Source organism: Maribacter algae, assembly GCF_047345745.1.
Taxonomy (GTDB): domain Bacteria; phylum Bacteroidota; class Bacteroidia; order Flavobacteriales; family Flavobacteriaceae; genus Maribacter.
This window is the reverse complement of sequence record NZ_JBLFES010000002.1, coordinates 524800-548165: the sequence shown is the minus strand read 5'-3', so window position 1 is coordinate 548165 and position 23366 is coordinate 524800. Positions and strand designations below refer to the sequence as shown.

The 23366-nt window shown below is 39.9% G+C and carries 18 protein-coding genes; 16 read left to right on the top strand and 2 right to left on the bottom strand.

Annotated features, from left to right (window positions below; all coding sequences use genetic code 11):
- The first annotated feature begins 4 nt into the window (after positions 1-4).
- The 4 genes from ACKWBX_RS09465 (at position 5) to ACKWBX_RS09450 (ending at position 5295) form a co-directional block, all read left to right on the top strand.
- Positions 5-1810, top strand: coding sequence for an acyl-CoA dehydrogenase family protein (locus ACKWBX_RS09465; RefSeq protein ID WP_413968433.1), 1806 nt, complete (start codon positions 5-7; stop codon positions 1808-1810).
- A 142-nt stretch (positions 1811-1952) separates the two neighbouring features.
- Positions 1953-2963, top strand: coding sequence for a DUF3829 domain-containing protein (locus ACKWBX_RS09460; RefSeq protein WP_413968432.1), 1011 nt, complete (start codon positions 1953-1955; stop codon positions 2961-2963).
- A gap of 107 nt (positions 2964-3070) precedes the next feature.
- Positions 3071-3814, top strand: coding sequence for a hypothetical protein (locus ACKWBX_RS09455; protein WP_413968431.1), 744 nt, complete (start codon positions 3071-3073; stop codon positions 3812-3814).
- Positions 3815-3867: 53 nt separating this feature from the next.
- A complete protein-coding gene (locus ACKWBX_RS09450) occupies positions 3868-5295 on the top strand; it encodes a pyridoxal phosphate-dependent decarboxylase family protein (RefSeq protein WP_413968430.1) in 1428 nt (475 codons plus the stop codon).
- A 43-nt stretch (positions 5296-5338) separates the two neighbouring features.
- On the opposite strand, the gene ACKWBX_RS09445 is transcribed toward ACKWBX_RS09450, so the two are convergent.
- Positions 5339-7138, bottom strand: a complete 1800-nt coding sequence (locus ACKWBX_RS09445) for a glycoside hydrolase family 15 protein (RefSeq protein WP_413968429.1) — start codon at positions 7136-7138, stop codon at positions 5339-5341.
- A 102-nt stretch (positions 7139-7240) separates the two neighbouring features.
- On the opposite strand from ACKWBX_RS09445, the gene ACKWBX_RS09440 reads away from it, so the two are divergent.
- The 12 genes from ACKWBX_RS09440 to ACKWBX_RS09385 all read left to right on the top strand — a co-directional run bounded on the left by ACKWBX_RS09440 (position 7241) and on the right by ACKWBX_RS09385 (position 20104).
- Complete coding sequence (locus tag ACKWBX_RS09440; protein WP_413968428.1) at positions 7241-9454, top strand: bifunctional alpha,alpha-trehalose-phosphate synthase (UDP-forming)/trehalose-phosphatase; 2214 nt, start codon at positions 7241-7243, stop codon at positions 9452-9454.
- A gap of 37 nt (positions 9455-9491) precedes the next feature.
- Positions 9492-11018 (top strand): nuclear transport factor 2 family protein, encoded by a 1527-nt coding sequence (locus ACKWBX_RS09435; RefSeq protein WP_413968427.1) that lies wholly within the window; start codon positions 9492-9494, stop codon positions 11016-11018.
- Positions 11019-11026: 8 nt separating this feature from the next.
- A complete protein-coding gene (locus ACKWBX_RS09430; RefSeq protein WP_413968426.1) occupies positions 11027-12193 on the top strand; it encodes an MFS transporter in 1167 nt (388 codons plus the stop codon).
- Positions 12194-12214: 21 nt separating this feature from the next.
- Positions 12215-12622 carry a TMEM175 family protein gene (locus ACKWBX_RS09425; protein ID WP_413968425.1) on the top strand — a complete coding sequence of 136 codons (408 nt, stop codon included), beginning with the start codon at positions 12215-12217 and terminating at the stop codon, positions 12620-12622.
- A gap of 218 nt (positions 12623-12840) precedes the next feature.
- The gene (locus ACKWBX_RS09420; protein ID WP_413968424.1) at positions 12841-14172 is read left to right on the top strand and encodes a M28 family metallopeptidase; all 1332 of its coding nucleotides are present in this window, start codon (positions 12841-12843) and stop codon (positions 14170-14172) included.
- A 12-nt stretch (positions 14173-14184) separates the two neighbouring features.
- The gene (locus tag ACKWBX_RS09415; protein ID WP_413968423.1) at positions 14185-14523 is read left to right on the top strand and encodes a hypothetical protein; all 339 of its coding nucleotides are present in this window, start codon (positions 14185-14187) and stop codon (positions 14521-14523) included.
- A gap of 37 nt (positions 14524-14560) precedes the next feature.
- The gene (locus ACKWBX_RS09410; protein WP_413968422.1) at positions 14561-16204 is read left to right on the top strand and encodes a M1 family metallopeptidase; all 1644 of its coding nucleotides are present in this window, start codon (positions 14561-14563) and stop codon (positions 16202-16204) included.
- A 70-nt stretch (positions 16205-16274) separates the two neighbouring features.
- The gene (locus tag ACKWBX_RS09405) at positions 16275-16817 is read left to right on the top strand and encodes a DinB family protein (RefSeq protein WP_413968421.1); all 543 of its coding nucleotides are present in this window, start codon (positions 16275-16277) and stop codon (positions 16815-16817) included.
- A gap of 230 nt (positions 16818-17047) precedes the next feature.
- The gene (locus ACKWBX_RS09400; RefSeq protein ID WP_413968420.1) at positions 17048-17854 is read left to right on the top strand and encodes an arginase family protein; all 807 of its coding nucleotides are present in this window, start codon (positions 17048-17050) and stop codon (positions 17852-17854) included.
- The gene (locus ACKWBX_RS09395; RefSeq protein WP_413968419.1) at positions 17851-18645 is read left to right on the top strand and encodes a hypothetical protein; all 795 of its coding nucleotides are present in this window, start codon (positions 17851-17853) and stop codon (positions 18643-18645) included. Before ACKWBX_RS09400 ends, ACKWBX_RS09395 begins: the two co-directional genes overlap by 4 nt.
- Positions 18642-19574, top strand: coding sequence for a carbon-nitrogen hydrolase family protein (locus ACKWBX_RS09390; protein WP_413968418.1), 933 nt, complete (start codon positions 18642-18644; stop codon positions 19572-19574). The genes ACKWBX_RS09395 and ACKWBX_RS09390 overlap by 4 nt, the downstream gene beginning before the upstream one ends.
- Positions 19571-20104 carry a GNAT family N-acetyltransferase gene (locus ACKWBX_RS09385; RefSeq protein WP_413968417.1) on the top strand — a complete coding sequence of 178 codons (534 nt, stop codon included), beginning with the start codon at positions 19571-19573 and terminating at the stop codon, positions 20102-20104. The genes ACKWBX_RS09390 and ACKWBX_RS09385 overlap by 4 nt, the downstream gene beginning before the upstream one ends.
- A 184-nt stretch (positions 20105-20288) precedes the next feature.
- Here ACKWBX_RS09385 and ACKWBX_RS09380 read toward each other — a convergent pair whose 3' ends face one another.
- Complete coding sequence (locus ACKWBX_RS09380; protein WP_413968416.1) at positions 20289-23300, bottom strand: ThuA domain-containing protein; 3012 nt, start codon at positions 23298-23300, stop codon at positions 20289-20291.
- Between the last annotated feature and the right edge of the window lie 66 nt (positions 23301-23366).

Below are 23366 nucleotides of genomic sequence, written 5' to 3'. Positions count from 1 at the left end.
TTATATGGAAACAATAGAAAAAGATATCCTTCGCGGTGGACAATTTTTGGTCAAAGAAACCAATTGCGAAGACGTTTTCACCTTAGAGGATTTAAACGAAGAACAACGCATGATGCGTGAAAGTACCAAAGAATTTGTAGATAGGGAACTTTGGGCGCATTGGGAGCGTTTTGAGAAAAAAGACTATGCCTATACCGAGGAAACTATGCGCAAAGCAGGGGAACTCGGTCTTTTGAGCGTAGCAGTTCCGGAATCCTATGGTGGTATGGGAATGGGCTTTGTTTCTACCATGTTGGTGTGCGATTATATCTCGGGAGCGACGGGTTCTTTTAGTACGGCATTCGGGGCACATACAGGTATCGGGACAATGCCTATCACACTCTACGGCACCGAAGAACAAAAACAAAAATATGTACCAAAATTGGCTTCGGGCGAATGGTTCGGAGCGTATTGTCTCACAGAGCCGGGCGCAGGTTCGGATGCCAATTCAGGTAAGACCAAGGCTGTTTTATCGGACGATGGAAAGTATTATAGCATTACCGGTCAAAAAATGTGGATTTCCAATGCGGGGTTCTGTAATCTTTTTATTGTATTTGCACGAATTGAAGACGATAAAAACATCACAGGATTTATTGTTGAAAATGACCCAAGCAACGGCATTAGTTTAGGCGATGAAGAGAAAAAATTGGGCATCCACTCCTCCTCTACCCGTCAAGTATTCTTTAATGAAACCAAAGTTCCGGTAGAGAATATGCTTTCCGAGAGAGGAAACGGTTTTAAAATTGCGATGAATGCATTGAACGTAGGTCGTATTAAATTGGCTGCTGCTTGTTTGGATGCACAACGAAGGGTAATCAATGAAGCTGCAAAATATGCCAACGAACGAATCCAATTTAAGACCCCAATCGTAAATTTCGGGGCCATCAAGGCAAAATTGGCCCAAATGGCCATCAACGCCTATGCGGGGGAATCGGCCAGCTATAGGGCGGCTAAAAATATTGAGGATAGGATAGCCATTCGGGAAGCTGACGGGAATACACATCAGGAAGCCGAATTGAAGGGAGTTGAAGAGTATGCCATTGAATGCTCTATACTAAAGGTCGCCGTTTCCGAGGATGTCCAGAACACCACGGACGAAGGTATCCAAATTTTTGGCGGTATGGGCTTTAGTGCGGATACACCAATGGAATCTGCATGGAGGGATGCCCGTATCTCTAGAATTTATGAAGGCACCAACGAAATCAACCGGATGCTGGCCGTAGGCATGCTTGTCAAGAAAGCCATGAAGGGCCATGTGGATCTATTAGGGCCGGCAACTGCGGTCGGTGAGGAATTAATGGGAATCCCGTCTTTTGAAACTCCTGATTTTTCGGAGTTGTTTGCCGAAGAAAAAGATTTGATCAAAAGATTGAAAAAAGTTTTCCTTATGGTAGCAGGAGCAGCCGTACAAAAATTTGGGCCCGAATTGGAAAACCACCAACAGCTCATGTTGGCAGCCGCAGACATCCTAATTGAGATCTATATGGCGGAATCCACCATTTTACGTACGGAAAAAAATGCCAAACGTAACGGGGAAGATTCGCAGACCACCCAAATAGCCATGTCCAAACTATATCTCTACGAGGCTGTGGAAACAGTGACGAAAAAAGGTAGGGAAGCCATTGTTTCATTTGCGGAAGGCGATGAACAACGTATGATGCTTATGGGGCTCAAACGTTTTACAAAATATACCAATTACCCTAACGTAGTAGCTCTACGCACACAAATTGCGGACAAAGTAGCTGCCGATAACGGGTACACCTTTGACTAATTCAGATTGCACTTTTGTTATTTGTACAGAAGTAAAACCGCTCCTAAAAGGAGCGGTTTTTTGTTATACATTTTAACTGAAAACAGGGAATACCGTTCAAATTTCTAGTGGTACATTTATGCAAACATTAACTTTATCTCTTATGAAAACCATAAAAAAAACATTTGCAATTATTCTCGCTTTAACCTTATTTCAATCATGTAAGGATACAAATAATTCTAAGGGTACGGAGACCAATGCCAATACGTCCTCTAATATAGAAATAGATGAAAAACAAGCCTATATTAATAAATATAACGCATATATAGCCATTTGGAACGATGTGAGTCCAAGGGTGGAACGCAGTTACAATTCGCTTTACAATATTATAAATGACAAAACAGGAAATCCATTAAAAGAAAGTGAAAAATACTATATCCCGGCAGTGCCAGAAAGTAGTGCTATAGATTATTTAGAAAGAATCTTGAATGAAAAACCTGAAATTCCGGAATTGGATAAATTGGGACCGGACATCATTAAGTCGTATAAGGCGTTTAGGGAACCATTACAACAACTTTCGGATTATTACAAGTTACAATCCTATTTGGATGACGATTTTGAAAAATCAAGGGAACTTTACTTTAAGATAAGAGGACCTATCAAAAACTTTATTAAAGCAAGTGATGCACTTGGGCCCATATTACAGGAAATAGACAATAAATTATCCACGGAGGCATTGGTGGAGTACAAAGAAAACAATCAGCTTTTACTATATAACAAAGGGATGATTATCAACAGTTTAAAAAAGCATACCGCACCGCTCTATGAAATAAATTATCAAGAATATGATCAATTAGATTTGGAAACCTACGACCAAAATTTAAAAGAATTGATTGCCCATTACAATGCTTTTAAGAAGCTTGCCAACGATAAGGATAGATTAAAAAGGGAAATGAACATTAGTAGACCTTCCCCATTTATTATCTACTATATGGATATAGATAATTATATCAAAGCAAGTAGGGAGCTAAGAGAGCTGTCCAGGAATCCAAAAAAATACAAGGCCATGAAAAATACAACGGAATCTATGGGAATAGGATTTGCTTCGGCCAGTCATGAAAAAGTGACCAAAGCGGCAGAGAAGGTCATCAACAGTTCTAACAGTTTGAACTAGATATGGCTTAAACTTCGCTTTACATAAAGAGGCTTTTACATCAAAAACCTTTTTTTCACGGTTTACCGTGATGCGTTGGGTATTCTGTTTTACTATCTTAAGGATAGATGAGAAGAGAAAGAACAAAAGATTTCAGCGAGCAACTACTTTTATGGGGAAGTTTAATTATCCTACTTTTTTACGGTTGCTATCATTTGTATCAATTGGATTGGTCAACAACCTTATTCGAACAAAAAAAGAAGGAAGGAAAAAAGGTACAATACTTTGATTATGGCACGCTAGAAGGAAATCAATATTGCAATGATTTTTTCGATTTTAAAATAACGATACCGAACAACTATAGAGCCAACTATAAGTGGTACGATTTGCAATATTCAAGCTTAACGGAAGCGGATACCATTCAGGTGCTAAAAAAACTCCCACATGAAATAGCATCTGCTGAACTTTTAAAAATTGACCCTCAATTCGTAAAAAGCGAACTTTTTAGCAATGATGAATTAGCTAAAACTAGATATGAAGAGCTATTAAGAAAGTTAAATGGTACTAGCCATTATTTGCGCATATTGGTTCTTGATGTTCCCTATCACACCGCAACAGTTTATGATGGACAATATTTTGATAATCAACTGATAAGAGATAAAAAGGAAATCTCTGGTGAACGTTTTGACGTTTATGAAGGCTGCTTCAATCAAGGTACCATGTTTACCAAAACTAAAGTGAAGAACGTTTTATGTTTCACTAAAGAACGAAAGGGTTACTACTTCAATATCATGCTTTATTATGATACTGAGGAACAACAGTGCGAACTTCTTAATATGGTTGATAACCTAAGTTTCAACAATACTTTGTAGTCTTTTTAGACAACCCACTTTCACCGTTACCGAAAAGAGATTAATTTTGAAGAATGAAGGATTCTTTACTATTAAAAGCATACTCCGAAAATGATTTCAAACGTATTGGAGAAAAGCTTTTGGAACAATTATCGGTGCATCTATCAAATACTATCAATGAAAATAATTCTAAAGTTATCAATTGGAATACACCGGAAAACGAACTTTTATTCTGGCAGAATTTTTTAGAAAAAGGCAATACTGAAGATTTTTTCAATGAAATTATTCAAAGAACTACCCACACACACCACCCAAAGTATGTAGGACATCAAGTAGGTGCCACTGCGCCGATTACGGCCCTGACCAGTTTGGTAAGTTCATTCTTGAACAATGGCATGGCCGTTTATGAAATGGGCATGTCTCCTACGGCCATGGAGCGCATCGTAACCGATCAAATATGTGAAAAAATAGGTTGGGACAAGAATGCTAGAGGTTTATTGACCTCAGGTGGCACTTTAGCCAATTTGACCGCTTTGCTCACCGCTAGAAAAGCAAAGGTCTCGCACGATGTTTGGAACGAGGGACATACGAAACCGCTAGGAATTCTAGTCAGCGAAGAAGCGCATTATTGTGCGGATAGAGCCGCTAAAATCATGGGGCTCGGAGAAAAAGGAATCATTAAAATTCCTGTTACGGTCAACTTCAACATGGATGTTCAAAAACTGGAAACCGCTTATCGACAGGCTACGGAAAACGGAATCGAAATATTTGCTATTATTGGCAGTGCACCATCTACGGCTACGGGAATTTATGATGATCTGGATGCTATTGGAGATTTTGCCCAAGACCATAATTTATGGTTTCATGTGGATGGTGCCCATGGAGGAGCGGCTATCTATTCCCAAAAATACAGCTATCTCTTGAAAGGCATTGAAAAAGCGGATTCCGTTGTGATCGATGGGCACAAAATGATGTTAATGCCCACTATTACCACTGCCCTACTCTTTAAAAATGGAGCGGATTCCCACGGAACTTTTAGTCAAAAAGCGGATTACCTATTAAATGACACGGACCATGAGGACTGGTACAATGGCGGCAAACGTACTTTTGAATGTACCAAGAACATGATGAGCCTGCATTGGTACGTATTACTCAAATTTTATGGGGAAGGCCTTTTTGATGAATTTGTAACAAGGCAATATAATCTGGCCCGTGATTTTGAAAAAACGCTCTACAGTCACCCAAACTTTGAACTGGCGGTTGCTCCACAATCCAACATTCTTTGTTTCCGGTATATTAATGAACAACTGTCCGATAGCGAACTGAATCACTTAAACAGCAAAATCCGTCAAACCCTTCTGGAAGATGGGGAATTCTACTTGGTCCAAACAAAACTAAACGGAATTCATTATTTAAGAACCTCGCTGATGAATCCGTTTACGACGATAACACATTTAAAAGGACTTTTAGAAAAAATAAAGACTGTTGCTAAATCATTCTAAATAGAATGAGCAATATATCGTATCAAAAACTTTTAAGTTCAGTTTAGGCCATGGATTCCAATACTTTTTCTTCGGATTCTTTATTCGAAAAATTGATAGCGCACTCTATCAGGGCCAAGTGGGAATACGCTTGTGGGAAATTCCCTAGCAATCGTTTTGTTTTAAAATCGATATCTTCACTAAATAGACCAAGATGGTTGCTGTAAGAGAGTAATTGATCAAACTGCTGCATCGCTTTTTCCTCTTCCCCTATTTTAAATAATGCATTAATGAACCAGAATGTACAAATGGTAAAGGAAGAAGAGGGCAGTCCAAAATCATCCTCATTTTTATATCGATATAACAACCCGTCATTGTTCAATTCTTTTTCAATGGCGTTTACAGTATTCACGAACTTTGGGTCCTTTGCATGAATGAAACCATAGGATTCCATCAATAAAACCGAAGCATCCAAATCTGGAGAACCATAGGATTGGGTGAACGCATTTACTTTGGGGTTCCATGCATTATCATGGATATCATTCTTGATTTCCTGTTCCAATGCCGTCCATTTCTCCAATTTTCTGGTCTTATGAAGAATTCTAGCTACTTTTATCGCCCTGTCTATGGCTACCCAACACAAAACTTTCGAAAAGGTAAAATGACGGTCTTCGCTCCTGAATTCCCATATCCCTTTGTCCGCCTCTTTCCAGTGCTTGGCAACAATCCAAACAATGCCTTTGGTAATGCCCCAAAGCTCTTCCCCGTTTTCAACATCGTTACTATAGCGGGTAAGCTGTTCACAGATAACATCCATCAGAATTCCGTAAATATCGTTCTGTTTTTGTTTATATGCCGCATTACCGATACGAACGGGGCTAGAGCCTTTATAACCTTCTAAATGATCCAAGGTAAGCTCCGTCAGTTTTTTTTCTTTATTGATGCCATACATGATTTGCAGCTTCTCATCCTTATCGGGAATTAAATCCACAATAAACTGTAAGTACCTACGGGCCACGTTTCTATGTCCCAAATCACCGATTACCTTTATGGCCATGGAGGCATCTCTTATCCAACAAAAGCGATAATCCCAATTGCGCACCTCACCAATGGTCTCCGGCAAAGAAGTAGTGGCTGCGGCCAATACAGCTCCGGTCTTGTCATAGCTCAGTAATTTCAGGGTAATGGCACTGCGACTGATCTGGTTGTTGTACTTCTTATAATTAGGTGTTTTTGCACTCCAATTGAGCCAATATACCTTGGTGCGCTCCAACTCCGTGTACATTTTGCGTACCGTAGGCTTAAATATCTTTTCGTTGTATCCCAATAAAAAATAACCATCTTTCGTGAGCTTTATTTCTCGCCCTTCTACTACGGCATTTTTGTTAAATGAAGTATACAGGAAAAAAGTATCGTATTTCTCCCCATGGGTAAGGCTTACTACAAAATTCTTTTTGATATAGGTTTCGGTCTTTGCCGCGGCATATTCCAATTTTGGATGATACAGCACCTTAAATTTTGGTATGCCAGCTACGTGCTTAAAATACCGAACAATTTCCGGAGGGGAATTATATCCGCCGCCTTCTTTCCTGTAGCGTGGCATAAAATCGCGTATCTCAAAAATATCGGTGCCATTGGTAAAACGGGTAATGAGGACCGCCGTGTGCTTTTTGTAACGCTGTTTTATGACATAATCGTCGGCAACTACAATTTCAAAACTCCCTCCTATTTTTTCATCAAGCAGTTTGGCAAAAATGGAGGACGAATCAAATTCGGGCAGGCAGCACCAATCCAACGAGCCTGTTTTTGAAATTAACGCGGCACTCCTACAATTTCCAATTATTCCGTAGTCTAAATTATCCATTCAATAAAAATCATGATTCTATAGGGTCATCCATTGCTATTGCCCTACTTTTTCCCGAAATTGAGAGAAATTAAATTTATATCAAAGCAAAAGAAGCTATTTATGGCCAAAACTATCATAATCTCAAATAGACTCCCTGTTCAATTACAAATTAGCAATGGAAACATCACTGCCGTACCAAGTGTTGGCGGACTGGCAACAGGAATGAAATCCGTTCATTCCGGTGGGGATAGTCTTTGGATCGGTTGGAGCGGCCTTACGGACGAGGAGATTCCCGATGAAATAGCTCCTAAAATTGACAAGGCTTTGGCAGAACATGGCTCCTCTAAAGTAAGACTCACCAAACAAGAGGTAGACGGATTTTACTTTGGATTCAGCAACCGTACCATATGGCCCCTGTTCCACTACTTTCTGGAATACTCAGAATTTGAGCTGGATAGCTGGGAAACGTACAAGGCCGTAAACCAGAAATTTGCAGATGCCATTTTAGAAAAAGCCGATGACGACGATATTATTTGGGTACATGATTATCAACTAATGCTCGTTCCCCAAATGGTCAGGGAAAAACGACCCAATACCTCTATCGGGTTTTTCTTGCACATCCCCTTCCCTTCGTTTGAAATTTTTAGAACACTGCCGTGGCGACGTGAGATTTTACAAGGTCTCTTGGGTTCGGACTTGATCGGTTTTCACACATATGATTACGAAAGGCATTTTTTGAGTTCGGTTCGTAGGCTTCTGGGGTTGGAAGTGAGTTTTAATGATATTTATCAGGATGAAAGGGTCATAAAAGTGGATTCCTTTCCTATGGGAATCGATTACAAGAAATTTAGTGAGGCAGCCAAAGAACATGGTGAACGAGGGGAAGACCAAAAATCCGAATTGCAAAAACGATTGGATACGCATAAAAAATCTGCCCCGGATACCAAGTTTTTCTTGTCCATAGACCGCTTGGATTATACCAAAGGTATTGCCAAACGTTTGAATGCCTTTGAATATTTTCTCAACAAATACCCGGAATACAAAGAAAAGGTACGATTGATCATTCTTGCGGTGCCATCCCGCTCCAACGTGCCACAATACAAACTGTTAAAAAAAGAGATAGATGAATTGGTGGGGCGTATCAACGGGGAACTTTCCACCGTAAGCTGGACGCCCATTTGGTATTTCTATAGGTCGATGCCATTTGAAAATCTAATCGATTTATATACCACATGTGATATTGCATGGCTCACCCCGATACGGGACGGAATGAACTTGGTAGCAAAAGAATACATTGCTACAAGAACCGATAAAACCGGAGTACTGATTTTAAGCGAAATGGCAGGTTCCGCCAATGAAATGAACGAATCGCTATTGATCAATCCCAATAATTTCGAACAGATTGCCGATACTTTGTACAAGGCCATCAACATGCCCGAGGCGGAGCAACAACAACGAAATGCATTACTTCAGAAACGTTTGGAACGTTACAATGTAGAAAAATGGGCCAATGATTTTATGACTTCTTTGGTCAATCAAAAAGAGAAGGATCAAACCTACATATCGCGAAGGCTCTCTGTAGACCTGATGAATGTTATCATGAAAGATTATAAAAAAGCAAAAAGAAGGCTTGTCTTTTTGGACTATGACGGTACCTTGGCCGGTTTTCATAACGATCCCCAAAAAGCAAGTCCAGACGAAGCACTTTATGAGTTGTTGGATGACATTTCTTCCCAGGAGAATACGGATATGTACCTGATCAGCGGTAGGGACAAAGAAACCTTTACCAAATGGTTTCTACCTAAAAAATATAATATGATCGTAGAGCATGGTGTATGGATTTCCCAAGGAGGCGAAGCGTTCCGTATGCTGGAAAACGTAAAGAAAGACTGGATGGAAAAGATACTTCCTGTTCTGGAATCCTTTGTGGACCGAACTCCAGGAAGTTTCGTGGAAGAAAAAAATTACTCCCTAGCTTGGCATTACCGCAATACCGACCCAGATTTTGGACAAAAAAGGGCGGTAGAGCTTAATACCGTTTTAACGAGCCTTATCGCCAATGATGATTTGAGCGTCCTTAACGGAAACAAGGTGATGGAAATCAAGAGCAGTAATGTTAATAAAGGTCGCGCTTCCATGCGAGTGTATTCTGAACAGGAATATGATTTTGTATTCGCCATTGGCGATGATTGGACCGATGAATTCATGTTTCAGGAACTACCCGAAGATAGCGTGACCGTTAAAGTAGGCAGACAAAAAACACAGGCGAGATATTTTGTGGACAATACTAAAAATGTACGGGATATCTTGGCTAGGTTTGCGGAAAATAGATAATTTTTCAGTTCATATAAGACAATTTAAACCATTACAAATGAATAAATTATCAAAATTAATTTTCGCTTTTCTCTTTATTTTATCAAGTGCTATTGCCCAACAAAATACAGAGGTATACTTAATTGATATTTCAAAAGAAAATGATACAATCATATTTGGAAAACCAATTAATATCTCCAACAATAAGGGTTATGACAATCAACCCTCGTTCTATGATGACAATACCATCTTATTTTCATCCACTAGAAACGATCAAACAGATATTCGCAAATATGACATCCCGACCGGAACTACTTCTTGGTTAACCGATACCCCGGACGGCAGCGAGTACTCTCCACTCCGGATTCCAGATTCTAAAGGCATTTCAGCTATAAGGCTGGATACAGATGGACTTCAACGGCTATACCAATATAACAGTGAAACTGGCAAGCCAACAGAAATACTCAAAGACTTAAAAGTGGGCTACCACGTATGGTACACTAAAGACATTATCGTTTCATCGGTATTGGTTGATAACCGTATGGATTTAGTAGTCTCCAACCTTAAGGATGGCACCAATTATACGGTTCAGAAAAATGCAGGTAGGTCTTTACACAAAATTCCCAATTCGGATTTGATAAGCTACATAAGCAAGGAAAATGAAACTTGGGAAATAAAATCATTACACCCGATTACCGGAGAAACTAAAACTATTAATTATATCTGGAATAAACAGGAAGATATTTATTGGGTATCACCTACCACCATAATATCGCCAAACGAAAAAGCTGTGGTTAAAGTCGAAGCGGATACTAGTTCAATCTGGGAACCTTTTTGGCAATTTGATAAGGCTACAATACACAGGCCTTCACGGATTTCGGTAAGCCCAAATGGTAAATATCTTGCCATAGTTTCTGAAGAATTACCCGATAAGATTGTCCAGAAACAAGTGGAGGCTTATAATGCCGGAAATCTTGATGCCTTCGTAAACTGTTATTCAGAAAATGTGTATGTAGGTGTGTTTCCCAATGACACTTGGTATATTGGTCATGATAAAATGCGAGAAAATTACAGTGGACTTTCCCCAGAAAATAAAACGTACGATGTGAAGGTTGTTAATCGTATTACGATTGGCAATAAGGTAATTGACAATGAAAAAGTCATGAAGAATGGTATATTTCAACAAATGCAAGTGGCTATTTACGAAGTAGAAAACGATGTAATCATGAGTATGCGATTTATATTCGATAAAGGCGTTCCCAATCCTAAAACGGTAGTACAACAGCAACTAGATGCCTATAACACTAGAGATATTGAAGGATTCTTAGACACATATGCTGATGCTATATCCTTATATAATTTCCCAGATAAGAAAAGGTCCCAAGGAAAAATACAAATGCGAGAAGGCTATTCCAAATTCTTTGAAGCAACACCTGACTTACATTGCGAGCTGAAAAATAGAATTGTAATCGGTAACAAAGTCATTGATCAAGAACGGGTGACTGCCAATGGCAATACGTTCAGTGCTGTAGCTATATATGAAGTTAATGATGGTAAAATAGCACGAGTTACATTCGTAAGGTAGTTTATTTGTTGAAACCAAAAACACATATCCTTCCCACCATAATCCTTGCTCAATTTGCCTGTACTTCCCCATGGTTTGCCGGGAACACGATCATTGATTCCCTCATTATAAAAACAGGTCTGGGAAATGAGCTGATCGGATATTTAATTTCGGCGGTGCAATTTGGCTTTATCACAGGAACATTGGTTTTTGCACTACTTATGGTGGCAGACCGTTTTTCACCTTCCAAAGTATTTATGGTCTGTGCCATCTTGGCCGCATTGTGCAACTGGAGTCTTTTGTTGGAAAATAACGCCGCTTGGAGTTTACTTTCGGCAAGGTTTGGTACGGGATTCTTTCTAGCGGGCATTTATCCCGTAGGCATGAAAATAGCGGCCGATTACTATGAAAAAGGCTTGGGCAAAGCCTTAGGTTTTTTAGTCGGTGCTTTGGTCTTGGGTACTTCTTTCCCCTACCTCATAAACGGTACTTCTTGGGGCAATGATGCCACCATGGTGATTCAAATTACTTCGTTAATTACCATGTTGGGCGGATTTCTGTTATTCTTTTTGGTCCCGAACGGACCTTTTCAAAAAAAGAGCACACAGTTAAATCTATCGGCCGGACCTCGACTATTTCAAAACAACAACTTTAAAAAAGCGGCCTTCGGTTATTTTGGACATATGTGGGAACTTTACGCCTTTTGGGCCTTTACGCCCTTTGCCATAAAAACCTTTAACAGTATTTCCGACCAAGATCTATCCATACCGCTTTGGACAGGAATTGTGATTGCATTAGGTGGAATCTCATGTGCCATAGGCGGATTGCTTTCGCAGCATTTAGGCAGTAAAAAGGTAGCTTTTATGGCCTTATCTATCTCAGGGTTGTCTTGTCTTGTCTCGCCGCTGTTATTTGAATTCGGTTCATCTTTATTTTTGGTCGGTTGGTGTCTTTGGGGCATGGCCGTTACGGCAGATTCCCCTCAATTTTCAAACTTGGTGGCTTCCTCTATTGATCCAAAACTAAAAGGTACGGGGTTAACATTGGTAAATTGCATCGGTTTTGCCATAACGATCGTAAGTATTCAACTCTTATCGGTTCTCTCCCAACAAATGGCACCTACCTATATTTTTTTAGTACTCGCAATAGGCCCCCTTTTTGGTTTATGGCAATTGTCGGGTCAAAAAAACGATTAATTTTTAATACATTTAGGGACCATGAAACTCCCACATCATATTAGTAGGATAGAGGCTTTTAGCGATGCAGTTTTTGCCTTTGCCGCCACGCTATTGGTAGTAAGTTTGGGAACGGGGACAAATGATTCCATTATAGATATTGATGTAAAATCTTTTGCCGGTTTCGCGATAAGTTTTTTTGTGCTTTTTATCTTTTGGTTTCTTCACTATAATTTTTTCAGACGTACCAATTATATGGACAATTGGATTATCGCCATTAATACCGTTTTACTTTTTGTGGTACTCTATTACGTATTTCCGTTGAAGTCATTGATAAACTCTTGGTTTGCCACTTCCGGTATGACAAAGGACAAACTCGGCAGCATATTTGAACTCTATGGATTAGGCTTCGCGCTTATTTTTTTTGTGCCTTTCCTTAATGTATCTTAGGGCCTATAAAAAGTCGAGAAATATGGAACGCTCCATGCAATTATTGTTTTATGCAAGGCACTTTGCATTATTTGTGTTGACGGCCGTTATTTCAATAATCGTCGCCGCTTCAGAAATTGGATTAAATTTTGGTCTGCCCGGTTTACTTTATTCTCTATTGGGTCCGTTTTGTGGCCTCCACAGTTATTTGTTTTACAAAAAATATAAAATCGATTAAAATGAAAAAAATGCTTTTGATTGGCCTAATGGCCGCAACTCTTACTGTATCCGCTCAAACGGACCAACGTATTTATGATATCATCGATGCGGTTTCCACGGACCGTATAGAAAAGGATATCACCACCTTGGCCAATTTTGGCACGCGGCATACGTTGAGCGATACGGTATCCAATACAAGAGGAATTGGCGCGGCAAGAAGATGGATAAAATCCGAATTCGAGAAAACCTCGACAGCCTGTAACAATTGCCTTGAAGTCATCTATCAGAAAGATTTGGTAAAAAAAGGTGCCAACAAACGTATTGTGAAAGATGTAGAAGTAGTAAATGTTTTGGCCATCCAAAGGGGAACAAAATACCCGAACCGCTTTATTATCATGAGCGGGGATATTGATTCGCGTGTCAGCGACCCCAATAATTTTACGGATGATGCCCCAGGTGCCAATGACAATGCCAGTGGAATGGCAGGGACCCTGGAAGCGGCAAGGGTGCTATCCAAATATACTTTTGACAACAGTATCATTTATATGGGACTTTCCGGAGAAGAACAAGGTCTTTTCGGGGGTGGCGGAGTGGCCGGATACGCAAAGGACCAAGGCTGGGAAGTCATCGGAATTTTCAATAACGATATGATAGGGAATATCACCGGGGTAGACGGTATTACCAGTAGCACGGATTTCAGGATTTTTTCCGAACCCGTTCCCCCAACAGAAACGGAACAACAGAGGCAGGCCAGACGTTTTTATGGGGGCGAGGTAGACGGTATTTCCCGCCAGTTGGCGCGTTACGTGCATAAAAACACCAAAACCTATATGCCCGAAATGAATCCGATGTTGATCTACAGACTGGACCGTTTCGGTCGTGGTGGACACCATAGGCCTTTTAATGACGCAGGTTTTCCCGGAATCCGTATCATGGAGGCCCATGAAAATTATACCCAACAACATCAGGATATTAGGGTTGAAGATGGTATTGCCTACGGCGATGTGCTAGAGCACGTAAACTTTGGGTATGCCACAAAACTAACAGCGGTAAATGCCATCAACTTAGCTTCCTTGGCATGGGCTCCACCCGCTCCCAAAGAGGTGAAGATCGGTGGAATCGTTGAACCTTCTGCAAAGTTTCAATGGAGCAAGGTTGACGGTGCAAAAAGCTATAAAATCTATTGGAGGGACACTACTTCTCCTACGTGGGACTACAGCCGTAACGTAGGTGACGTGACCGAATTTGTACTTGATGGCATAGTCATTGACAACTACTTTTTTGGGGTTTCCTCGGTTGGAGAGGACGGATTTGAGAGTCCGGTAGTTTTCCCGAACGGTATCTTTAGATAGGAATTCTCCGTTATGGAAACCGCAATTTTTACATTATTGGGTACTTTGGTGGGAGGGCTTATTTCCTATCTTTTACAGCGACAACGGTTTAAGCAAGAGCTAAAAATACTCCGAGAAGAACATAAAACCGAATTTATGGCGGAAAGCACCGCAAAGCATTTCCTAAACCATAAGGCTTACACAGATCGTTCCTTTGAGACCTTAAAAAAGCATCTTGGAGGATTTGAAGACGAAGAGCTCAGAAAAATATTGGTCCGTTCAGGTGCCATAAGAACATTCAGGGAGGATAATACGGAATGGTGGCGGTTGCTTTCCCGAATGGATGAATTCATTGAGAGCAAGAAAAAATAAGGTGATCTGATTCTTTAATTATAGATAGTTAAAATGTATGTATAGGCGAATAATATTTCTATTGTTTTTGGCAACCTTTACCGGTACAATGGGCCAATTACTTCAGGACAAACAGCAATTTACAAAACAGGATACACTCCGGGGAAGTATTACTCTGGAGAGAGCCTGGTGGGATGTATCGTATTATAATCTCAATGTAAAGGTGCAACCGGACAAAAAATTCTTGGCAGGCTATAATATCATCCGTTACAAAGTTTTGGAAGAATATGATGTGATTCAAATCGATTTACAGGAACCCATGAAGATTACGGGTATTTCACAGGACGGGGAACAACTAAACTATAGTAAAATAGGTCCGGCACATTTCATCAATCTAAAGAAAAAACAAGTTCCAGGGGAATACAATGAGCTATATGTACAATATGATGGGAATCCCCGGGAAGCGGTCAATGCGCCATGGGATGGCGGGTTCTCTTGGAAAAAAGATAGCAATGGCAAGCATTTTGCCGCTACTTCTTGCCAAGGGTTGGGTGCCAGTGTCTGGTGGCCCAATAAAGATCATATGTATGATGAAGTGGACAGCATGCGAATTGCCATAGACGTCCCGAAAGATCTGGTCGCAGTAGCCAACGGTCGCCTTCGTGAGGAATATGAATACGAGTACGGCGGTTATAAATTATACGACTGGTTTGTCTCCAATCCCATCAATAATTATGGGGTGAACATCAACATTGGCGACTATGTGCATTTTGGCGAAAAATATGAGGGCGAAAAAGGTGTTTTGGATATGGACTACTATGTCCTCAGAGCCAATCTTGAGAAAGCCAAAGAGCATTTTAAGGACGCTCCAAAAATGATGAAGGCCTTTGAGCATTGGTTTGGCCCCTACCCTTTTTATGAGGATAGCTTTAAACTCGTGGAAGTGCCTTATTTGGGAATGGAACATCAAAGTTCGGTCACCTACGGGAATCAATATAAAAAAGGATATCTGGGTCGAGATTTATCGGGAACCGGATGGGGATTGAAGTTTGATTTTATCATTATCCATGAAGCGGGGCACGAATGGTTCGCCAATAACATTACCTACAAAGACATTGCCGATATGTGGGTGCATGAAGGCTTCACCAATTACTCCGAAAGTCTGTTCTTGGAATATTATTATGGAAAAGAAGCCGGAGCGGATTATGTCATTGGTCTACGCAAGGCGATAAAAAATGATAGGCCCATCATCGGGAAATATGACGTAAATTATGAAGGCAGTGGCGATATGTATTTTAAAGGCTCCAATATGCTGCACACCATTAGACAAATCATAAATGATGATGAAAAATGGCGTGCTATCCTAAGAGGTTTGAACAAGGAATTTTACCACCAGACCGTGACCACCAAACAGATTGAAGATTACATCTCCAAAGAATCCGGGGTTGATCTATCAAAAGTGTTTGACCAGTATTTAAGAACCACCAAAATTCCTGTTCTGGAATACAAAGTAGACAATGGAGTACTAAAATACCGATATACCAATGTTATCGATAGTTTTAACATGCCGATTACTATCTATTTGAACGATAAAAAACATACGTTACAACCATCAACAGAATGGAATACCGATAAGATTGAAGGCCGACCAAAAGTACGGATAGACCGTAATTATTATATAGAAAGTAGACTTTTGGAATAGATGCCCAAATAATATTCCTTTCAAAAATTCATCTTCGTTAATTACAGAAAGGGCTAAAAAATATGAAATTATGAAGCAGATTTTAATTTTAATATCGGTAATGTTGGTTTCTTCATGCATGTCGCCTCTTTTTGCACAGCAAGATACTTTTATAAAGGAGTATTTAGAACGATTGGAAAATTCAAGAACATATTTAATTCTTGTAGCGGAAAACATGCCGGAGGACAAATATGAATTTAGAGCAACATCAGAATCCAAAAGCTTTGCGGAAAACCTAATGCACATTGCTTGGGCAATGGACTGGCATAGTGAATCCTTATTAGGAGGACGTGAAGCGAGAGATTGGCAAACTGACACAGAGCTTAAAGTTGATAAGAAAACCAAAGAGGAAATGATTTCCAAAATCAATCAAACATTTGATAAAACCATAAAACTAATCAGAGAATTTGATGTGGCCAAACTTGATGACAAGTTGGATTATTTCGGATTAAATAGATCAAAAAGACAAATATTATTGTTGCTTGCTGACCATATTACACATCATAGAGGGCAAATGTTGGTGTCCATGAGATTGAACGGGCTTGTGCCACCAAGGTACGTTTTATATCAGTAATTCAAATAGAATTCAATAGTCGAATAATCTATATTTCTGGAAATTTTTAAACAAAAACGAGACAACATATAATATTCACAAACATCCTTACGATGGCTATATATTTTTTAGGATAGGATAGACATTATCTGGAATATATTGGAAAATAACCGAAGAAAATAGTTCTTAAAAGGAAGTTTAGTCGTTTCTTATCTAGACTGGTTGAAAATAGAAGAATAAATACTAATTCCATGAAAATTTACTTTCCGCAATGGCAAGGTTCCGGGACAGGAACAAATATTGAGCCCGGTGCAAAAACGATACTGGACTATTTGGATGATCCTGAGTTTTTGGCCATTCCATTATCTACGATTATTGCAAGCGAAAAAGGTGAAAAACGGTATAACATTAATAATTATGATGCCATAACCGAGCAATTGACTCGCTTTAAGAAAGCATTGGTTACAAGTAATCCCTCGACTATCAAAACGATAGGCGGCGATTGTGGGCTGGAAATTGTGCCGGTATCTTACCTCAACCAAAAATATCCGAATTTAGGAATCATCTGGTTTGATGCCCATGCCGATATTAACAGACCTTGTGATTCCGCTAGTTGCAATTTTCTTGGAATGCCATTACGAACACTATTGGGTGAAGGTGAAAAAGGTATGGACACGCTTTTGTTATCAACCATAAAGGCTTCCCAGATTCACTACGTAGGCTTGCGGGATATTGATGCCACCGAACAGACAAGAATTGACGAAGGGAATATTTATGCTCCTAAAAAAATGAACAATTTGGAAATGGTCAAAACCCTAAAAGAAAAAGAAATTATACACTTGTATTTGCATTTTGACTTTGATTGCCTTGAACCTTCCGATTATGACAAAACCTATTATCAGGTTCCCAACGGGATTACTATTCAGGAAGCAGAGGAATGCATTACTACCCTAAAAAATGAATTTCAAGTGGTAGGCGGTAGCGTATTGGAATCCGTTACGATAAAGAAGGAAGAATTACGCCCCATAACCGGAATTATAAATTTGTTGATGAAATGAGACTTATTAAACTACTATTCATTTTTACAACCATCCTGATATTATTGTTTGGTTGTAATGAAACAACACCAAAACTACAAGAGCGACCAAAAAATGAAGTGCTTGTATTGGGAACTATTCACGGAGGTCATCTAACGGATAGCCTCTATAACATCCCGTATTTAAAAAAGCTGATTAAAGCGATACAACCTGATTATATTCTAGCGGAGATTCCGCCGGATCGTATGGAAATGGCCATGACCGGTTTTAAACGAGATGATAGTATCTCCGAACCCAGGGTCCTACGATTTCCCGAATATGTAGACGTCATTTTTCCCTTGACCAAAGAAATGGACTTTGAAATTATTCCCACCGCGGGATGGACAAAACCCATGGCCGATGAACGCAGTGCCAAACTAAGGGCCATAAGTAAGGATAGTAGTAGAACAGCGGATTGGCACGCTTACACGGAAGCAAATAAACGTTCGGATTCAATTTACAGAGCAACCGGAAAGGTAAATGATTCCTATTTCATACACACCCCTACTTATGACAGTATCCAAGATATTGCCTTACAAACCTATAATAGGCTCTTTAATGTAGAATTGGGACTTGGTGGTTGGGAGAATATCAATATTGCACATTATTGGAATATTGAGAAAGCTTTGGAAAAACACCGTTACGAAGGAAAACGGTTTCTAATTGTTTATGGGGCCGGACATAAAGGATGGTTTCTTAGGCAACTGCGTAAACGAGATGATATTACCCTTTTGGAGATGGAACCTTTTTTAAAAACTATTGCTGAAAAATGAAAATAAAGGTAGGCTTGGTGCAGGACAGTCCCGTATTTTTTGAGAAAGAAAAAACCTTGGCCAAAATGGAAGCCCTTATTCGTAAATATGCCAAAGAAGGTTGTGAACTGTTGGTTTTTCCGGAATCTTTTGTTCCCGGATATCCAAGAGGTTTCTTGTTTGGAGCAAAAATAGGAAGTAGAACTCCGGAAGGAAAGGCCCTTTATGCCGAATATTACAAAAATAGTATGTCGGTTGATGGAAAAGATATGAATCGGCTCGTAAAGCTCGCCAAGGAGAACAAGGTGTATTTGGTGGCGGGCATCACCGAAAAACAAAAACATAACGGTAGTCTTTACTGCAGTATGGTCTACATCTCTCCTACTGACGGGCTTCTGGGAGTACATCGTAAAATTAAACCTACAGGTACGGAACGTTTAATTTGGGCCGAGGCCAACGGAGAATCTTTGGTGACTTTTAATACCAAAATCGGAAAACTGGGCGGTCTCATTTGCTGGGAGAATTATATGCCGTTGGCCCGCATGGCCATGTATCAAAATGGAGTCGAAATCTACGTGGCCCCCACAGCGGATTCTCGAAAAGAGTGGACCGCCACCATGACCCATATTGCACTGGAAGGCCGATGTTTTGTACTGGGATGCAATCAATATTTTACCAAATCCATGTATTCGGAAGCGCATAGGGCATTAGCGGTCGATGAGCCGGAAGAACTCTGCCCCGGCGGAAGTGTTATTATTTCTCCATTGGGGAAAGTTTTGGCAGGCCCATTGTTTGGCAAAGCCGGTGTATTGACAGCCGAGTTGAATCTAGAGGAAATCATCCATAGTAAAATGGACTTTGATGTAAATGGACATTATAATAGAACGGATATTTTTAATTTCAGCACCAGAAACCAACCGGAAATACAAAAGGAAAAAAACTTGGAATGAGCATAAATCTTCAGCCCATCCTCGAAAACAGTTTGGTTTTACTGAGACCTATTCGAGTAGAAGACTTTGAAGCATTGTATAAAGTCGCCAACGACCCTTTACTTTGGAAACTCCATCAAAATCCCGATAGATATAAAAAATCTATTTTTAAAATATTTTTTAAAGATGCAATTCATTCAAAAGGAGCATTTGTAGTTATTGACAAAGCAACGGATACAATTATCGGAAGTTCAAGGTTCAAGCTATCAGAGAGCTCCGAAGAAGCTATTGAAATAGGTTGGACATTTCTTTCAAGAGACTACTGGGGCGGTTTGTACAACAAATCTTTTAAAACCTTAATGGTCGATTATGCGTTTCAGTATTTTAAATACATCTTGTTTCATGTAGACCAACACAATTTGCGTTCACGGAAAGCTGTTCAAAAATTAGGCGGGGTTTTAATTGATAAACTAGGGCCTTTGAAACATTTAAGCACCGTAAAGGAAAGTGGAATCACCTATGTATTGGTTCGAAAATCACAGTATCCTTAAAAATATTCGATATGAAATATCGTTAAGTTTGAAATGGAATTAAAATATTCCTTCAATAAACCAATATGAAGCAAAAAAAGCCCGCTTAAAGCGGGCTTTTTTGTTTAGTGTTCCGTCCTAAAATAAGTCGATTTTATGTCAACCTATCTATAGAAAGAATCAACACTATGAGTTACTTCTCAGCCTATTTGTTTGAAAGGGTAACAGATGTACTTCCCGTCAACGGAACGGTTCCCTCTACTCCTTCATCCGTATAACTGGCGGTAATCACCATGACCTCTTCGCTCTTCTTGGGTCTAGCTACTATAGTGCCTTTTGGAGGTAGCGATTTCTTTTGTAAATCATCAGAAACCAAGGACTGTATGTACATTGCTATTTGTCTGGATTCATCTGAAGTAATATTGGGATGTGCCGGCATCATAACTTCTCCCCAAACGCCTGTACCGCCCGCGACTATCTTCTTCTGCAAGTAAGCTATAGCATCTTTTCGCTCCTTATATTTTTTAGCAACGTCTGTATAATTAGGCCCTATGGAAGCTTCCGCCTCTTTATGACATGTCTTGCAATCCATAGACTGCGTTAAGGCTTTACCGGTTACCGCAGCGGATACCTGCTGATGCCCTAAGGACATGGCCACCTTATCCATTCCTTCCAAATAATCCACGCTTACAAAGATATTGTCCTCATTAATGGTGCCGTCTCCGTCCGGATCAACAACGCTCACCGCATATTGCACCTCCTGACCTGGCACAAAGAAAGATGAATTTCCACCTTTGATGTCAATAGTGACTTCTGGTCTTGAGTTACCGGCTACAACAGTAACGGAATTACTCTTTGCGGATTCTCCCGCAGCATCTTTAACCTCAACTGAAATCTTATAATCTCCTGTATCGGTATAAGAATGTGAAATCTGGGGCACTGTAGTTTCTTTGATTTTCCCGTTTCCTAAATCCCATATATAGGTCATTGCGTCTTTTTCACGATCTCTTGCTTCCACTGAAGCGGTTACGGATAATGGTAACTTTCCGGAAGTATTGTCTACAATCAATTGATCTATTAATGGCGGTCTGTTGCCTCCATTGTATTCAATATAGCCTAAGCCGGAATCTGCATTTTTGGTGAACCAACCGCTACCATATTCGAGCAAATAGATTTTACCGTTTGGACCTATTTCCATATCTATTAGGCTATTTACATTGATATCCGATGCAAAGGGTTCCATTTTACTGTAGCTACCGTCTTCATTTAAGTGAATAGCTTTCATCCAGCCCCGCATCCAATCATAAATGATTACTTTCCCGTCATAATAGCTTGGTAATTTTTCATCACCTTGGTATAGGTCGGAATAGTATGTTGGTCCGGCCATGGCATTTCTTCCTCCTGTCCCTAATTGGGGGAAATCTTGAGTTTCGGCATATGGATAAAAAGCATAGGCCGGCATTGCTTTTGGCAGCTCTGTTAAACCCGTGTTGTTTCTAGAATTGTTTATTGGTTTTTCCGGATCAAAAATCTCACCGGACTGGCCGGTTTCATAGTCATAGGCTCTGTAGGGGTAATTATCCCCGATAAATAAAGGCCAACCAAAATTACCGGCTTCCCGTGCTTGGTTCATTTCATCATATCCTCTAGGGCCCCTGGTTTCCAAACTATCTCCCTTTGCATCTGGTCCTACATCTCCCCAATACAGATACCCCTTTTTAATATCTACGGAAATACGATACGGATTACGGTGCCCCATCGTATAAATTTCCGGCCTTGTTTTTTCTGTACCTACAGGAAATAGGTTACCTTCCGGAATATCATAAGTACCGTCCTCGTTCATTCTTATTCGAAGGATTTTACCTCTTAAATCATTCGTGTTCGCGGAAGACCTTCTGGCATCGTATTGCTCATGACCAGGAATATCGTTTAATGGTGCATACCCACTATTAATATACTTTACGCCTTTCTCATTGAAAGGGGTTGAGTTATCACCAGTGGATAGATATAACAAATTGTCCGGTCCAAAGGCAATGGAGCCTCCCGTATGGCAGCATATTTCTCTTTGGCTATCTACATCCAATATTACTTGTTCGGTAGTCAGGTCAAAATTGCCATCGATAAATTTGAAACGTGACAAACGATTTATCTGCGCGTCACCTGTTGGCGCATAATACACATACACCCAATTATTGGTCGTATAATTAGGGTCTTTTTGAATGCCCATTAAACCTTCTTCCGCATTGACTCCCGGAGTGTTCAAGGTTTTATGGTACACATCCAATTTTGCAACCTCTTTGATCTCTTTTGTAGCTTCACTATATAACAAAATTTCTCCTCTACGTTGCGCTATAAGTACATCGCTATTTGGAAGTATGGTCATTTCTGTAGGCTCAAAAAATTCCCCTTCCGACAAAACGACTTTTGAAAAACGATCTATTTCCGGCGGTATTTGAGTAGTAGCTTTGGAATAGTCCAGTTTCTCATTCTCACCTATGGCATATTGAATACCTCCCAGTAAATGTTTTAAGAAGAGCTCCTCGGAATAACTTTCATCAGTATGACCTGCACCAGTATAAAAAGCTCTTCCGCCATCAAATTCATGATACCAGGAAAAAGGATGGTTTTTACCGTTTTTTCCGCCTTTATAGGTAGACTCGTCCACGGACATAAGAATGTTTACATCGGGATTAATATTTTTATAATTGTAAATTTCATCTGCCCTATGCCATACCTTTTCCGTAAAATGTTTCGTAGCAATAAAGCTATTATCCTCAATAATAAAGTCTGCTTCGGGCGTGCCGGAAGGATGGCTCAAAAATTGTGCTCCTACCAATTTGTTGTACCAACCCCAATCATATTCACAATCGGCCGCTGCATGTATCCCAGCGAATCCACCACCGGACTGGATATAACGTTCAAATGCCGCTTCTTGATAATGGTCCAAAACATTCATTGTGGTGCTCAAGAACACAATGGCAGAATATTGCTTCAAGTTTTCATCAGTGAACATGTCAGCATTTTTTGTTGTATCCACAGCAAATCCATTTTCTACACCTAACTTTTGAATCGCAGTGATTCCTGCTGGAATTGAAGGGTGTTTAAATCCCATAGTTTTAGAAAACACCAACACTTTTGGTTCACCATCTCTTTTGTTGCCACATGAACCTAAAATTAAAGTTATAGCTAACATTACAGAGAATACTACTTTTTTCATCCGTGAAAATTTGTTTTGTATTATGAATAATGGGTAAAAATACATATTAACCATATGGGACAATAG